Here is a 15,712-nt window from a genome sequence, read left to right on the forward strand (position 1 = left end):
ATCATTTACAGTTACTTGCAGGTATTGAGTTAGAAATAAAGAATTAAATATGCAAGAAATTTTATTATTTAAAAGTAGAATTCTTTTTAAACTATTTCAAAGGGGGGATGCTATGAATAATAGAGAATTAGAACTTTTTGCAGAATTAACCGCAGATTTAGAACAAAAATCAGAAGCAATTGACGAATTAGAGAAAAGCAATGAAGTTAGTTTTCATCAATTATTTAATGAAACTTTCATGAATAAGTATACTGATTTTGATTCACTTGAAGAAATGTTTGCAGCTAGTCCCTTTGACATCGAAAATAAAAACGACTTTACAACAATTGATAAAGAAGAACTAGATAACTTCATTAATGATAAGACCGTTTTTCTCAATTGGGAAGATATGCTTGATAAGGCAGGCGAACTGTGGACAGCAAATAAATTAGGCATATAATAAATTATCCCCTGCTTTTAAGCAGGGCTTTTTCTCACTTTAATCTTTTATATTTTAATTTTTACTTTAAAAATTGGTCGGGCTGACTGGACTTGAACCAGCGACCCCTGCACCCCCAGTGCAGTGCGCTACCAAACTGCGCTACAGCCCGCTATTTTCATTTTTATCTTTTACTTTTTCCCTTTTAATTTAATCTTGTCTCCTACAGACAGTGTTTCTACTCGCTCACCAAAGGCAGACTGCATTGCTCTGACTGCTCTTTCGCCTGTACAGTGTAACGGAATTAACTGAGTAAAATCAATCTTTTGTAACTGTTCAATCGTCCATTCAATTCGATCGCGGCTGGCATTTACTAAGTGCATTCCGCCGATAATAGTGTAAATTTCTTGCGCAAAATTCTGCTGCACATGCTCTAAAATATTAATCACACCCGCATGACTACAGCCTAATATTATCACTAAACCTTCCTCTGTGTCAAGGACTAAACTTTGATCATCTCTAAACGGATCAGTTTTTAACTCTCGGTCTTCCTTTACTTGATAGTGATCATTTAAAGTTTCCCGCTCATTTTTTCTCGGAACTTCACCAGTTAACCACAATCCAGACTGCACAGCAGTTAAATCTGTGTTAGGATTAAAATTATTAATTTCATCTTTAGTCATAGCAAAGCCTCGGAAAACTTCTCCGGCAGTATTTTGTGAATATTTCGGCAAAAACAGATCCGGATGACCATAAACAGGTACTTCAGGCTGCTGCTCTAAAATAGCACTTAATCCTCCTGCATGATCGTAGTGACCGTGGCTGAGCAGCACTCCTGATAATTCAGAAATATTCAAATTTAATGTTTTTAAATTATGAGTCAAAACTTGACCTTGACCAGTATCAAACAAATAACTACTATCATCATAATCTATCCAAAATGAAAGACCATGTTCTGCTAATAACTGACTTTTATAGACTGAATTTTCCACTACAAGAGTAATCTCTACTTCGTCCCCCATGATACCCCCCCTCTATTCTCTGCATTCAGGACAATCTTCTGCTTTACCTCGTTTACGATTTCTCCCCTTAGATTTCACATCTTGACCACATTCAGGACAACGAGGTTTAAAGTCATAATCTCCTCCTTTAAACTTAAGTGCCTTACCTACTAATAATGCATCAGCAATCTTCTGACGTGCTTTAGTTAAAATCCGTTGGAAAGTTGGGCGAGAAACTTCCATCTTGTCTGCAGCTTCTTGTTGCGTTAATCCTTCATTATCTTTGAGTCTAATTGCTTCCACTTCCTCTAAAGAAAGAACAACTTCTTCTAAGTCTCTTTTTCTAATACCGGCTGGTTTAAAAAACTTAACATCTGGTATATTAGCTACCCGTCTTTTCTTAGTTGGACGCACCATCTATATCACCCTCACTTTTTTTATTCTATTTTTATTATAACATACTATTTCTAAGTCTTAAAATCATCTCAGCGGAGTTTAAAACCTCCGCCGGATAGAATTAAATCTCCTTGCTCTACATCTAAGATACTTGCTATTAACTCACATTTAGCCTTAAGTAAGAAAAAGATACTTCTTGAGGCACCAGATAAACCTTCAAAATTCCCTTGTCCTTTACTAATTACAATTCCTGCTTGATTATAAATTTTCCTAAATTCATCTGTTGTCTCGTTTAAAATAGTACCTGGAGTTTGACAGCCACTAGATAAAACTCTATCAGCCAGTTTATCGATTCCTATTTCTTTAATTTCCTTAATCGTCACATCATTTAAAATAGGCGCATCCCGATAAGCATAAATGATTTCTACATTATATTTCTTTAGTTCCTTAATTAATAACTTATCAAATATAGCTTCCCCGGCATTATCCCCAATAATTAATACTTTTTCTTCATTTTGCAGTTTAGTCTTTAATTCTGCATAATCACTTTTGACAAAGCCACTTCCTGTAGATTGCTTAAGATGATGAGCTACATCAACATCTAAACTTACTCCGGCATCAATAGCATTACCCGTAGCAGCAATAACTAAAGCATCAAATAAAGAATCATCAGCTTGATTAATGATTTCTTCCGCTTCCGGATAGATCTCTTGGGCCAATTTCATATGCTTGCGTTTAAACTCACGGTAAGGATCATCAGTATTCGTTTTTTCTTTCACAATATCTTGCCCATATTTCCCCAAAGTGGGCCCCATTATATTATCATCTACTTTTGGTACTAATTTAGAATATTCATCCAAAATCTCTTTAATCAAGCCTTCATCATCAGTAACCATTCGACTTGATTCCAATACTTGACGAAAGATACATGGAAAACAATCTAACTCGATTTGCATATTTATCCCCTCATTTATACAATTGATAAGAGTTTAGTCAAGCACAGTTAATATTTCTGGTCCATCTTCAGTAATTGCTACTGTATTTTCAAAATGGGCTGACATTTTTTTATCTTTAGTTACTACTGTCCAACCATCATCTAAAGTCTTATTTTTATGCGTGCCAATATTGATCATCGGTTCAATAGCTAAGACCATTCCTTCACGTAATCTTGGCCCCCGGTCAGGTTTACCGTAATTAGGAATTTGTGGTGCTTCATGCATCTTACGTCCAATACCATGTCCACTATAATTACGAACTACACCATATCCTTTTGCTTCAACATAACTCTGTACTGCATGAGAAATATCCGATAATCTATTACCAATTTTAGCTTCTTTAATTGCTGCTGCTAATGATTCATTAGTCACTGTTAATAAATCACTAGCTTCTTGAGAAATTTCTCCAACTCCCCAAGTTCTAGCAGCATCACCACAAAAACCATTAATCCTAGCACCAATATCAATACTAATAATATCGCCTTCTTGTAATTGGTAATCATCCGGAATACCATGAACAATCACCTCATTAACTGAAGCACAAATAGAGGCGGGAAAACCATGATATCCTTTAAAAATTGGTTCAGCTCCTTGCCCTCTAATATAATCCTCAGCTAATTTATCTAATTCTTGCGTAGTAACTCCTGGCTCAATATTATCTGCTAATAATTGATGTGTTTCTGCAACTATTTGTCCTGCCTCTTTCATCTTCTTAATTTCTTTACTTGATTTCCTAATTATCATTTTATCACCTCAACAAATTAATATTACCATCTATAATTATAAAACTATAATGAACATATGTCAAAATCATTGTCCGCCAATCATAAAAAAATAGCGCAGCTGTCAAGCTACGCTTTAAATAATAAGATTAATTACTCTAAATTAGCTTTGCCTATTGCCATTTTTCTTCACCATCACCACCGCAACTAGGACAATCAATCTTGCCAGTACCATTACAAGACCTACATTCAGGGTCGGGACTACTGCCTCCAGCCTCAGTACAATCACAAGTGATAAAACCGCGACCTTCACAACAGCTGCATTTTGCCATTATACCGCCCCCTCATTAAATTTAATTATCTATTTTATTGCTCAGTTTCTAATAAAGTAATTAACCATCATTTAAAGCCATTTATATTAATTGTAATTAAATGATAATATATTTTAACACTTAAGTCAATTTGATTGCTTAAAATTATTAATCCTACTGAGAAACCAGTAGGATTAATAAGACTGTTTATTCTTCATCATCTTCTAATTGCTCTAATCTATTCTGGACTGCATTTAGTTCATCTTCAAGAGCTGATTTTTCTCTTTTAAGATATTCTTCTTCACTTTCTCTTGGTGCATTATTAGCTACAGGCGCATTATTAGCTCTCCGAGCATAACCTCTACCACGACCGAATCCTCTGCCACGACCTCTACCGCGACCAGGATCTCGACCTAATCCTCTTCTTCCACCACGATCAGCAGGTGCATTATCAACATAACCTGGAGCATTATATCCAGAACAATATCCTGCAGCACGACCAGTTTGTGGTCCTAATCCTTCTGGACCTGTTCCATCTCCTCTTGGCATTAGAATCACTCCTTTATAATATTGATTTTATTTATCTTCTATTACGTCCACGACCATTTCGACTAGCATTTTTACCGCGACCTTGTTTTTGACCTCTTCCTTGGCCACGACCAGCTTCACGACCTAATCCTCTACAGTCATTAACTCCAACTTGCTTCTCAGTATTACAAGGGCCAAGACCTCTACCAGTTCCAGAACCTTGACCTTCAGGACCTGTACCATCTCTACGAGGCATAGCAATCATCTCCTTTTTGTTTTAATCATTTGTTCATTACAATTATATTATAACTCGATTATGAACATATGTCAATAATAATGGACTACTTTTTTCAAAAAAAGAGACCCAGGGCCAAAAACCCTGAGATAAAATCATTTCTTCATTTATGTTAATTTACTTAATGCATTTTCTGCTGCTTTAACCAATAAATTATGAGCGGGGAAGAAAGACTGATAGGGCTGCGAAGAATAACTAAAGTCTAATAATTCCTCAGCATCAATACCGTATTGAATCGCCATAGTAATTTTATCTATCTTATCCGTAGCAGGCTCACCACTTACAATTTGACCACCCAAAATTTCTAAATTATCACGATTAATAATCAACTTAGCCTTAACTGGCTTAGCAAAAGGCATAATTGGGAAGGCAGTTGTAAATTCTGCTTTACCGACTACAATATCATAATCTTTTGCGGCCTCTTTTTCTAATAAACCAGTACCACCAACAAATAAATCATTCACTTTTGTGGCACAGCCATTATAAAATCCTTCATATTCTCTATCAGCACCTAATAAATTCTGAGCTAATAAACGTCCCATCGGTACAGCATTAGTAGCTAAATTACCTCCAGTTACTTCATCCGTAATTGCACTCTTATATTCTACACAATCTCCAACAGCATAAACATTGTCTAGATTAGTTTCCATCTTGCTATTCACTTTAATACCTAATTGACCAATTTCTAAATCACTATTCTCAACAAACTCTACATTAGGCTGCATTCCAATGGCAAAGACAACTAAACCACCTTGTGGACCAAAGTCAATCGTTTCATCATCTGCTAATTTAACTTGCTCTACTTTTTCTGTACCGTTTAAAGAATCAATTTGAGCTCCTAAATGCAGATTAATTCCTAAATCTTCAAGCTGTTCTTCACCTTCTGCTACCATCTCTGCATCGAGCAAATGCGGTAAAATACTATCTTCCATATCTACTAAATGAGTCTCTAAGCCTGCTTCATTAAGAGCTTGTGACATTTCAATACCAATTGCTCCTGCACCAACTACAACTGCTTCTTCCACTTCACTATCAACTTGATTCAAAATTCTATTTAAATCTTCTTCATGTTTAAATGTAGTCACACCATCTAAATCAGTGCCTCCAACTGGAGCTAAGACTGGACTAGCCCCTGTAGCAATAATTAACTCTTCATAACCATATTTATCTCCTGCCCCAGTAGTTACAACTTGTTCATCAAAATCTACATCAACAGCATAATCTCTAATCAAATCTGCTCCTGTATCGGTCACTAAACTATCTTCCTTTAATGTTTTCTCCATTGGTAATAAATCTTCAATCACATACGGCATTGCACAATAAACCATTGAATGATTCTCTGGTCTCATTACAGCTAAATCCTTTGCTCCATCAAGTGTTTTAGCAATTGTAATTCCTGCTGGTCCTCCACCTAAAACTAACACTTCATAATCTGTCATTAACTATCCCTCCATTAATTTATATCTTCTTTAGGATCTATGATAATTCTTACCATCTAATACTATATGTTTTCTTTCTTCTTCCTTTTCCCATTGATGTCTTACTAAATCTAAATTATCTTTTAACATCCGCACTGCATCTACTAAACGAAACTTTTTAGCTACTACAGGGACAAAATGCTTTCTAACCCGTTTAATATTAGGACCAAACTGTCGCGATAATAATACTTGTACTCCTTCTTCTTTGAGTAATTCCTTAATACTCCTTGCTTTTTCAGGGTCAGCATGTTCTTCTGTCTCATCATCATGGTCATCCTCGGTAGAATTACTAATTTCTTTTATTTGCTCAAAATTTTCATCATCAACATCATAAATTAAATAAGCTTCAGCATCACCAAAATGACGGTTAATTAAATCTTGTCCATCATCTGTAGCACAAGCCACACGTAAATTCATAATCTACATCCCTCCTATCCAGCCCAACGGGGTGGGGTTATAATGCTAAAAAAATAACCCTTGCTTAACAAGGTTATAATCATTTGTTCATTATCAATTTAATTATATCTCTCACAGAAAAAAATGTCAAGACCTAAATGAAATTCGTTTTCATTTAGGTCTTGAGTCATCTATTTTATTAAGGAGTAATCTTGTCAGCAATAGTAAAGAACTTTTGACTTATATCGGCTTCAGGATTAACAGTTACAATCGGTTCTCCTTGGTCACTACTCTCTCGGACTTCTGTCACTAAAGGCAGTTCAGCTAATAGACCAGTATCTAAATTAGCAGCTAATTCAGCACCACCGCCTTGACCAAAGATATACTCTTTTGCTCCACATTCAGAGCATTGATAATAAGACATATTTTCTACAACACCTAATAAACCACAATCAAGTTCATCAGCCATCTTAGCAACGCGGCCTGAAACTTTAGTCGCTGCTACTTGCGGCGTTGTAACCACCATTAATTCAGAATCAGGCAGTTGCTGCATTAAGTTAAGGGGCATATCACCAGTCCCCGGTGGTAAGTCAAATAATAAATAATCCAACTCACCCCATCTTACTTCTTTAACAAACTGTTTGAAGGTTTTAGATAATAGAGGACCACGCCAAATAATTGGCTTTTCTTCTTCCATTAAGCCCCCCATTGACATAACCTTAATCCCATTTACTTGCGGTGGAATAATTATATTTTCACTCTCAGCTTTAGGACGTTCTTCAACTCCTAAAATTCGCGGAATACTAAATCCTCTAATATCAGCATCAATCACACCTACTTTATATCCTCGTTCACTTAAAGCTACAGCTAAATTAGCAGTAACAGTAGATTTACCAACTCCGCCTTTACCACTAGCTACAGCAATAAATCTCTCATTTACCGTACCTAATTCTAACTGATATTTATCTTCCTCTTTTTCATACATTAACAATCCACTCCTTACACTTAATAAATACTACATTAAGAGAATAATTATTTACCTTTAATGACAATTACCATGTTCATGATCGTGATCATGTCCATCGGCACCATGGTCACATAAATTCTCTTCTGTATCTAATCTATCCTGAATATAAGATTTAACTACGTCATCAATTGGCCCTTGAGCACCAGTTACTACTTCAATATTATTATCATCAAAAATATTCTTAGCTTTCATTCCCATACCACTAGCAATAATACAGTCAGCACCTTTTTCATTTAAAAACCGCGGTAAGAAACCCGGTTTATGACCAGGATTTTCAATTACATTTTGCTCCACAATTTCATCATCATTAACCTCTACTAATGTAAACTCAGGACATCGTCCAAAATGACCAGCAACTTGACCATTATCCGTTGGAATAGCTATTTTATGCATTTAAATCACCCTCCGTTTATTAATATTTAGTAGTAACAAGTAAAATCTATAGCAAATATTTTGAATTTGATTTGACTTTCTACTCTTTACTGATTACTATAATTCTTTTTTTACCTTACCCCAAATCTCTTCTATTGCTTCAGCAGCTTCACTATCCGCTGCATAATCCATCACTAATTCCCCTTGGCGCATTGCTTCTACTATAGTAGTAGAAAAAGGAATTTCTCCAACTAACTTAACATCTTTTTCTTGGCAAAACTCTTTTATTTCCTGACTTAAATTTTGATTCAAATCATGCTTATTAATTGCAACCATAGCAGGAAGAGAAAAATGATCAACAACTTCTAAGACTCTCTTTAAATCAGCTAACCCAGATTGAGTTGGTTCAGTCACAATCAAAGCTCCATCTACTCCATTTAATGAAGCAATTACTGGGCAACCAATGCCTGGAGACCCATCAACTAACACTAAATCTTTTCCTTCCTCTTTAGCTAACTGCTCAGCATTTTCTTTCACTTCACTAACTAATTTACCTGAATTTTCTGCCCCAATCTTCAATTTAGCATGAACCATTGGCCCTACAGCAGATTTAGAATAAAACAAATCTCCAGTTACTTGTTTTTCTAAAGTTAAAGCATCTGTTGGACACTGCGCTACACAAAGTCCACAACCTTCACACTTAATATCATTAATTTCATAATCCGGAGTTACAGCATTAAATTCACATAATTCATAACATTTACCACAATCAATACACTTACTATCATCTTTAACTGCTAACTTTGCTCCTCTATAATCTTCTTGCTCTTCAACTTCAGGATTCATTAGCAAATGCAAGTTAGGGGCATCAACATCACAATCTGCTAAAACCAAATCCTGGGCCAAAGCAGCTAAATTAGCAGTCACTGTTGTTTTCCCTGTTCCACCTTTACCACTAATTACAGTTAATTTTTTCATTCTACCACCGCCTGGATATCTGCAAAGACTTCTTGAAATTTTTCTTTCCATTCTGGTAATTCTTCGACAAAAGGAATCCCATCTGAATACAATTCTGCAATTTGACGTTGAAATGGAATCTTTAATAAAATATCTATGTTATTTTCTGCCGCATAATCTTCAATGATTTCATTTTCTCCTTCTTCTGCCCGATTAATAATGATTCCATATGGCTTACCTAACTCTTCCACTACTTCTACAGCCATCTTTAAATCATGCAGACCAAATGGAGTTGGCTCAGTCACCAAAATACAATAGTCACTATCAATCGCTGCCTCAATTGTCGGGCAGGTAGTTCCTGGAGGAGCATCCATTACTACATTTTTCTCCGGCTTTATTTCTTCTTTTAGTTCTTCAATAATCGGGACTGATGATTCTTCACCTATCTTCATCTTACCCTGCCAATATTCTAATTCTTCTGTTACTTCTAAATCCCAATTTATTTCTCCCGCCTCTTTATCTTTTTCCGTAATTGCTCCTTCTGGACAAATATGTTTACAACCACCACAACTGTGACAAACCTCGGGATAAACTAATACCTCATCACCTAACATTGCTAAAGCATTATATTCACAAAAGTCAACACAAGCACGACAAGAAGTACATTTCTCTTGATCAACTTCAGGAATTTTACGCAGCACAGACTTTGACTTATCAGCAAAATCAGGCTTAATGAATAAATAAGAATTTGGTTCTTCTACATCAGCATCAAAGAATTGGACATTAGGTAGAGACAAGGCTAAATTAGTTGATACAGTAGTCTTCCCTGTCCCACCTTTGCCGCTTAAAACAGTTATCTGCATCTTCCACCCCTCCTAATTCAAACCAGCATGAGCAGACTTAGTTGCACTCTCTAATTGTTCTAAATTTCCTAATTGATACTCATCAATCACCTTTTGAATACTTTCTTCAGGTCCAGAATAGATTTCTAAATCTGTTCTACTTAATCCATCAAAAGCTTTTGGCCCGATATTACCAGAAATTAAAACATCTGCTCCTGTATCAGCAACAGTTTGAGCAGCTTGTACTCCTGCTCCACTACTAGCATTCTTCGCATCATTTTTAATAAATTCTACACTATCATCTTTAGTATCCACAAAAGCAAAATAACTTGCTCGACCAAATCTAGAATCTAATTTAGCCTTTAAACCATTATCATCAGCAGCAGTTACTACAATCTTCATAATTGATCAACTCCCATTAAATTTATTTTATTAGCTTTAATTAATTCCAGTTCCACATAATAGTATAAAGAAGTTATGAACATATGTCAATATTATAACAAAACTTTCCTCAAATTATTAATTATTATCCCCTATTATTGATTTTTATACACCTGATAATTTAGAATTGATAATCTATAATTGAAAATTGAGAATTAAAATCCTAAATTCAACATATTAACAACTTAAAAACAATGATATTATAAACGATTATCACTACTGATACTGCAATTTTATCCGCGAATACATTGCGTCATTTGTTTTTTTCATTTTCTCATATCATATTATTGTAAACCTACAATCTAGACTTGGCATGCCAAGTCTCTACATTTTTTATTCTTTTAACTGTTTCACTGTCTTACTTTCTTTACTTCTCTTTACTCATTATCCTTTTAACCGTTTCCTCCGTGTTTTTAAAATTCAAAAAACACTCCGTGCAGTCCTAGTCTCTCTACTTTCCGCTTTATTAGCTACGCAATCTATATGCAACTATTTCTCCTAATCTCACTACTAGCTACTGTTTCACTGTTTTACTGTTTTTACTTCTCTTTACTCATCACTGCATCACTCATCACTCTTTTCTTCTTACTCATCACTGCATCACTCATTACTCATCACTGTTCTTCTGGCAGTTTTCACAATAACCATACATCTGCAAACATAAATCCTCTACTTGAAAGCCTTCTTCTTCCTCTAATCTTTCTTCAATATCTTCCGGCAGTAATTCATCAACTTCAATTACTGCTCCACAAGATTTACAAATAAGATGGTGATGATTGCCATGATGTTCATCATTAATTTCATAATAAGCCGAATCACCATTAAATTTTCTTTTTTTAATAATTCCTGACTCTTCGAACAGATCTAAAGTACGATAAACAGTAGCCAAGCCAACTTTAGAATCCTCTTCTCGCAAAATTTCATAAATATTTTGGGCCAATAAATGCTGGTCTTGGCTAATTAAAACATCTAAAATTTTTTTGCGCTGCTTAGTAACTCTAAAATCAACATTAGCCGTTAATTTTTTAATCATTTTTTCATGCATCTTATATTTCACCCTCCAATCTCCGATAACTATTCTCATTCTTAACTTTAGTATAACTAAGTTTTGAACATATGTCAATTAAAATGTGAAATTATTGTACATAAAAAAATTTTCTTGTTAAATAATATATTTGTAATTACTATTAAAGCTTTGGAGGGAGAAAAATCGACCAATCTCTATTAATTATCAGTCGGAGTTCAATCGCTTTTTTTACTTTATTAATCTTTACGCGCATATTAGGTAAACAGCAGGTTAGTCAACTAACCTATTTTGACTATATCTTAGGAATTACAGTTGGTTCTATAGCTGGAATTTTAAGTGTTGATTTGAAATCTGAAGCTCGGTTAGTCTGGTTAGGGATAGCAACTTGGGTCATACTATCAATCCTCATGAAAACTATTGCCTTAAAATCTCGCCATCTCTCTAAATATATAGATGGAGAACCTACAATAGTGATTATGAATGGACAGATCATGGAAGAGAATCTAAAGAAAATGAGATTTCGCGCTACTGATTTGTTAGAAATGCTGAGAGTTAAAGGAATCTTTAACCCTTCTCAAATTGAATTTGCTATTTTAGAAACTAGCGGTAAATTATCAGTCTTAAAAAAATCTCAGCATCAAAATTTAACACCACAAGATATGAATTTAGATAGCAATTATAAAGGACTTAATGTCGAAGTGATTTATGATGGGCAAGTAATCAAAGAAAACCTCAAACAATTCAAATTAGATACACAATGGTTAGAAAATCAGCTTAAGCAAGCAGGTATTTCTTCCAGCAGAGAGGTGTTCTTAGCTACCTTAGATACAGAGGGAATATTGTACATAGATACTCGAAATGATAAAATCGAAGTTCCAATTGAAATTAGAGACTATGAAAATTAAAAGAGCCAGGAAAATACCCTGGCTTAAAAACTTACTGTTCTAACCACTGTTCTAAACTATTGAATTCTTCTTTCATGCTCTCATAACCCTGCCAATATAAATCTTCTAACTTTTCTTGATCTCTTTCAATCCGGTCTACATCTAAAGAATCGTCTGGTTGAATTAAAAATATATCTCCTGACGCTTCTAATTCCTTAAGATATTCCAAAGTTTGATTATAAACTTGATAACGATTCAATAAAGCTTCCACTATCTGGGGATGATCGCGGTAAAATAATTTAGCTAACCACTTTCCCTTAAAGGGTGTTTTACGATAACCCGGTGGTCGCGTTAAGACTACCACATTCTTATCATTTCCATCAGCAATTGATTTTTTTATCGGAATTGGGTCTACTAAACCACCATCTAATAGTTCATAATCTTTAAATTCTACTATGGGAGAAATAAAAGGTAAACTACTTGAAGCTCTAACAATCTGTAAAATATCATCATGACTATCACAATCACTACGGTCAAAGTAACGCGGATCACCTGTCTGGCAATCAGTAGTTCCCACTATGTATTTGCCTTCATAAGCAAAAAAAGCTTCAAAATCAAAAGGTTCTAACTGTTTTGGGATTGTATCAAACATAAAGTCCATCCCAAATAAACTCTGCCCTTTCAATAAATTTTTATAGCTGATATAGCGGGAATCAGTGACATAATCTACATTGACTCTCTTACTACGACCTTTTTGTTTGGAAACATAAGAGGAGCCATGACATGCCCCAGCTGAAACTCCTATTACATAAGGAAAATATAAATCTTCTTCCATTAAATAATCCAAAACTCCCGTCGTATAAATTCCTCTCATCCCTCCCCCTTCTAAAACCAACCCAACATCTTTCATTTTATCCGCTCCTTTTCAAAATTCAATTAAGTAATTATTTTATATTAATCAATACTATTAAATTCTAATCCATTAAACAAATTAAGAGTTAGGCACTAGCACCTAACCCTTAATCCTATCTTTAAACTTATCCTTAGATTTAATACTTATACTTACTCATCTTCTTCAGCATTTCCCGCTTGTTCAGCTTTATCTGCAAACTCTTCTAATTTTTCTCGTACTTTTTGATGGACTTTATCTGCTGCTTCATCCATCATGATTTCAATTGCTTCATCAATTTCTTTGATCGCATAAATATTAAAGTCACCATTATCTACTGCATCCAATACTTCTTGTTTTAACATTAAATTATCAACATTTTGATAAGGAATTACTACTCCCTGATCACCAGTTAACCCTTTTTGTTGACAGGTTTTGTAAAAACCTTCAATTTTCTGATTGACACCACCAATTGGTTGTACTTCTCCTTTTTGATTCAATGAACCTGTAATCGCTAACTGTTGATTAATATCTATTTTCGAGAGTGATGACAATAAAGAAAGTAATTCTGCACAAGAAGCACTATCTCCATCAACTCCACCATAATTTTGCTCAAAAGTTAAAGATGCAGATAGACTAAGGGGTTTATCCTGAGCATACTTACCACCTAGAAAACCAGATAGAATCATAACCCCTTTATTATGAATTTTACCACTCATATCTACTTCTCGTTCTATATTTACTAATCCACTTTGGCCGACAAAAGTTCTTGCAGTGATCTTAGTCGGACGCCCAAAGGAATATTGACCAGTTTGATAAACTGCTAATCCATTAATTTGACCTACCTTTTCTCCTTCAGTATCAATTAAAATATGCTCTTTTTCAATCATTTCCTGCACTTTCTCTTCAGCTAAATTATCCCGATATTCTTTCTCTTCAATAGCTGTTAGTACATCATCAAATTGCACATACTGGCTATCTTCCGACCTGGCATTAGCTTCATAAATCAATTCTAATAACTCATTAAAACGAGTCGATAATTTATTACGATCACCAGTTAAGCGGCTGCTGTATTCAATTACTTTAGTCACTGCATCAACAGTAAAGTGCTTGAGATCTTCCTTTCTGCTGATATGAGAAATAAAAGATGCAAACTTTTTCATATTAGTTGAAGTACGATCCATTTCTACATCAAAATCAGCTTTAATCTTAAATAATTTCTTAAATTCTTCATCATAATGATATAGTAATTGATACAGTAGTGGTGAACCAATCATAATCACTTTAACATTCAAATCAATTGCCTCTGGTTTTAAAGTAGTAATTGGAATCCGCTGATACTCTTCACCAATATTTTCTACTACTGCCTCTTGATTAATTAAAACTCTTTTCAAACTTTCCCAAGCTCTAAATTTAGATAAAACATCTTTAGCTTTAAGAATTAAATATCCACCATTTGCTTTGTGAATAGCACCTTTTTTAATCATTGTAAAATCAGTACTAATCATCCCGAATTGTGTTTTCCCTTCAATCTTACCAAATAAATTATAATAGGTAGGATTAGATTCATAAACTACTGGGGCACCATCTGCATCTTCATTATTAACAAATAAATTAATTTCATAACGGTGGAAAAAATTATCGTCCTGTTTTTGTTGGCCCATCATCATCAATGGATTTTTCTTTTGGCTACCATTATTTTGCTGACTCATCTCTTTAAATTGATCTAAATTTTCAGTAATATCCTCTTTAACTGCTTCCAAATAATCAATCACTTGTTGACAGTCACTATATTTTTCTTCCATCCCTGCAATAATCGGCTGAATAACAGAAAAAGCAATCTTTTTCTCTAAATCATTTAATTCTTGATAAGCTTCATCTTTTAAATTTCTAATTTTACGCATTACTTGGTCTAATTCATTCTGCATCTGTTGACTCTTTTCTCTTAATTCTTCTTTTTCTTCCTCATCTAATTCTTGAAATTCTTCTTGATTGATCGGTTCATTATTTTCATTAAGAGCCACAGGCATTAAACCCTGCGGTGTATTTTCTAATTCAAACCCTTCTTCGCGGGCTTTCTTTCTGAATTCTTCCATTAATTTATTTGATTTTTTCTGATAACTATTCATAATTTGATTCTTCTGCTCTTCATATTCTTCTCCACTAAAACTCTGAGGAATTTCCTCTTTTAATTCTTCAATCAATTCTTCCATATCTGCTTTCAATTCAGAACCTACTCCTGCAGGTAACATCAATACCCTCGGCTTTTCAGATTCAGAAAAGTTATAGACATAACAAATATCTTGAGGAGGAGGTTCTTCCTCAGACTTATCCTGGGCCAAGCGCTTAGCATAAGTAGTTCGTCCCGTACCAGTAATTCCTGACATGAAGATATTATATCCTTCTTGGTCAACCTGCAGTCCAATATCCATTGCTTTGACTGCTCTATCTTGACCAATTAATTGTTGACTTAAAGGCTCTAAATCTTCTGTTGTTTCAAAATCAAATACTTCGCTTCCGCAATTACAATTTAGTTCTGTTAAAGATAAATTATTATTTTCTATTTTGGGCAAATCAATCCCCTCCTCTATTAAATAAATTACTATCTTAATAATCAGCATTAATACTTCATGTATCTTGTTATTTTATTTCTTCTAACTTTTCTATTTTCATTTTTCTTTTTTAACTTTTAATTTTAATCCTTATATTATATCTTAAATAAAATAATAATTT

The 15,712-nt window shown here is 34.3% G+C and carries 19 protein-coding genes and 1 tRNA gene; 2 read left to right on the forward strand and 18 right to left on the reverse strand.

All coding sequences use genetic code 11. The features are described from left to right. Positions 1 to 112: 112 nt before the first annotated feature. Positions 113 to 439 (forward strand): hypothetical protein, encoded by a 327-nt coding sequence (locus tag JOC47_RS05995; RefSeq protein WP_204701155.1) that lies wholly within the window; start codon positions 113 to 115, stop codon positions 437 to 439. A 74-nt stretch (positions 440 to 513) separates the two neighbouring features. Here JOC47_RS05995 and JOC47_RS06000 read toward each other — a convergent pair. The 16 genes from JOC47_RS06000 to JOC47_RS06075 all read right to left on the reverse strand — a co-directional run bounded on the left by JOC47_RS06000 (position 514) and on the right by JOC47_RS06075 (position 11,224). After that, positions 514 to 590 (reverse strand) — tRNA-Pro (locus tag JOC47_RS06000). A gap of 19 nt (positions 591 to 609) precedes the next feature. Beyond that, positions 610 to 1,440 carry an MBL fold metallo-hydrolase gene (locus JOC47_RS06005; protein ID WP_204701156.1) on the reverse strand — a complete coding sequence of 277 codons (831 nt, stop codon included), beginning with the start codon at positions 1,438 to 1,440 and terminating at the stop codon, positions 610 to 612. Between the two features lie 12 nt (positions 1,441 to 1,452). Beyond that, positions 1,453 to 1,836 (reverse strand): DUF134 domain-containing protein, encoded by a 384-nt coding sequence (locus JOC47_RS06010; protein WP_204701157.1) that lies wholly within the window; start codon positions 1,834 to 1,836, stop codon positions 1,453 to 1,455. A gap of 68 nt (positions 1,837 to 1,904) precedes the next feature. Then, a complete protein-coding gene (locus JOC47_RS06015; protein WP_204701158.1) occupies positions 1,905 to 2,771 on the reverse strand; it encodes a damage-control phosphatase ARMT1 family protein in 867 nt (288 codons plus the stop codon). Between the two features lie 33 nt (positions 2,772 to 2,804). Next, positions 2,805 to 3,554 carry a type I methionyl aminopeptidase gene (map, locus tag JOC47_RS06020; RefSeq protein ID WP_204701159.1) on the reverse strand — a complete coding sequence of 250 codons (750 nt, stop codon included), beginning with the start codon at positions 3,552 to 3,554 and terminating at the stop codon, positions 2,805 to 2,807. 151 nt (positions 3,555 to 3,705) lie between these two features. Next, a complete protein-coding gene (locus JOC47_RS06025; protein WP_204701160.1) occupies positions 3,706 to 3,864 on the reverse strand; it encodes a hypothetical protein in 159 nt (52 codons plus the stop codon). Between the two features lie 186 nt (positions 3,865 to 4,050). Beyond that, positions 4,051 to 4,392 (reverse strand): DUF5320 domain-containing protein, encoded by a 342-nt coding sequence (locus JOC47_RS06030; protein ID WP_204701161.1) that lies wholly within the window; start codon positions 4,390 to 4,392, stop codon positions 4,051 to 4,053. 31 nt (positions 4,393 to 4,423) lie between these two features. Then, a complete protein-coding gene (locus JOC47_RS06035) occupies positions 4,424 to 4,627 on the reverse strand; it encodes a DUF5320 domain-containing protein (protein WP_204701162.1) in 204 nt (67 codons plus the stop codon). Between the two features lie 146 nt (positions 4,628 to 4,773). After that, a complete protein-coding gene (locus JOC47_RS06040; protein WP_204701163.1) occupies positions 4,774 to 6,105 on the reverse strand; it encodes an NAD(P)/FAD-dependent oxidoreductase in 1,332 nt (443 codons plus the stop codon). A 30-nt stretch (positions 6,106 to 6,135) separates the two neighbouring features. Next, positions 6,136 to 6,561: a NifB/NifX family molybdenum-iron cluster-binding protein gene (locus JOC47_RS06045; protein ID WP_204701164.1), complete on the reverse strand. Its 426-nt coding sequence runs from the start codon at positions 6,559 to 6,561 to the stop codon at positions 6,136 to 6,138. A 178-nt stretch (positions 6,562 to 6,739) separates the two neighbouring features. Then, positions 6,740 to 7,525 (reverse strand): Mrp/NBP35 family ATP-binding protein, encoded by a 786-nt coding sequence (locus JOC47_RS06050; RefSeq protein ID WP_204701165.1) that lies wholly within the window; start codon positions 7,523 to 7,525, stop codon positions 6,740 to 6,742. Between the two features lie 57 nt (positions 7,526 to 7,582). Further along, positions 7,583 to 7,960 (reverse strand): NifB/NifX family molybdenum-iron cluster-binding protein, encoded by a 378-nt coding sequence (locus JOC47_RS06055; protein WP_204701166.1) that lies wholly within the window; start codon positions 7,958 to 7,960, stop codon positions 7,583 to 7,585. Between the two features lie 96 nt (positions 7,961 to 8,056). Beyond that, on the reverse strand, positions 8,057 to 8,917 hold the full coding sequence (locus tag JOC47_RS06060; RefSeq protein ID WP_204701167.1) for an ATP-binding protein: 861 nt from the start codon (positions 8,915 to 8,917) through the stop codon (positions 8,057 to 8,059). Next, the gene (locus JOC47_RS06065) at positions 8,914 to 9,759 is read right to left on the reverse strand and encodes an ATP-binding protein (RefSeq protein ID WP_204701168.1); all 846 of its coding nucleotides are present in this window, start codon (positions 9,757 to 9,759) and stop codon (positions 8,914 to 8,916) included. The genes JOC47_RS06060 and JOC47_RS06065 overlap by 4 nt, the downstream gene beginning before the upstream one ends. 12 nt (positions 9,760 to 9,771) lie before the next feature. Then, positions 9,772 to 10,140, reverse strand: a complete 369-nt coding sequence (locus tag JOC47_RS06070; protein WP_204701169.1) for a NifB/NifX family molybdenum-iron cluster-binding protein — start codon at positions 10,138 to 10,140, stop codon at positions 9,772 to 9,774. A gap of 646 nt (positions 10,141 to 10,786) precedes the next feature. Further along, positions 10,787 to 11,224, reverse strand: coding sequence for a Fur family transcriptional regulator (locus JOC47_RS06075; protein WP_204701170.1), 438 nt, complete (start codon positions 11,222 to 11,224; stop codon positions 10,787 to 10,789). Positions 11,225 to 11,388: 164 nt separating this feature from the next. On the opposite strand from JOC47_RS06075, the gene JOC47_RS06080 reads away from it, so the two are divergent. Continuing rightward, positions 11,389 to 12,111, forward strand: a complete 723-nt coding sequence (locus JOC47_RS06080; protein WP_204701310.1) for a YetF domain-containing protein — start codon at positions 11,389 to 11,391, stop codon at positions 12,109 to 12,111. Between the two features lie 31 nt (positions 12,112 to 12,142). On the opposite strand, the gene JOC47_RS06085 is transcribed toward JOC47_RS06080, so the two are convergent. After that, positions 12,143 to 13,000, reverse strand: a complete 858-nt coding sequence (locus JOC47_RS06085) for a patatin-like phospholipase family protein (RefSeq protein WP_204701171.1) — start codon at positions 12,998 to 13,000, stop codon at positions 12,143 to 12,145. Positions 13,001 to 13,152: 152 nt separating this feature from the next. Next, entirely contained in the window at positions 13,153 to 15,552 is a 2,400-nt protein-coding gene (locus tag JOC47_RS06090; protein WP_239550948.1) for a Lon protease family protein, read from the reverse strand. Between the last annotated feature and the right edge of the window lie 160 nt (positions 15,553 to 15,712).

It is taken from the genome of Halanaerobacter jeridensis (genome assembly GCF_016908315.1).
Taxonomy (GTDB): Bacteria; Bacillota; Halanaerobiia; order Halobacteroidales; family Halobacteroidaceae; genus Halanaerobacter; species Halanaerobacter jeridensis.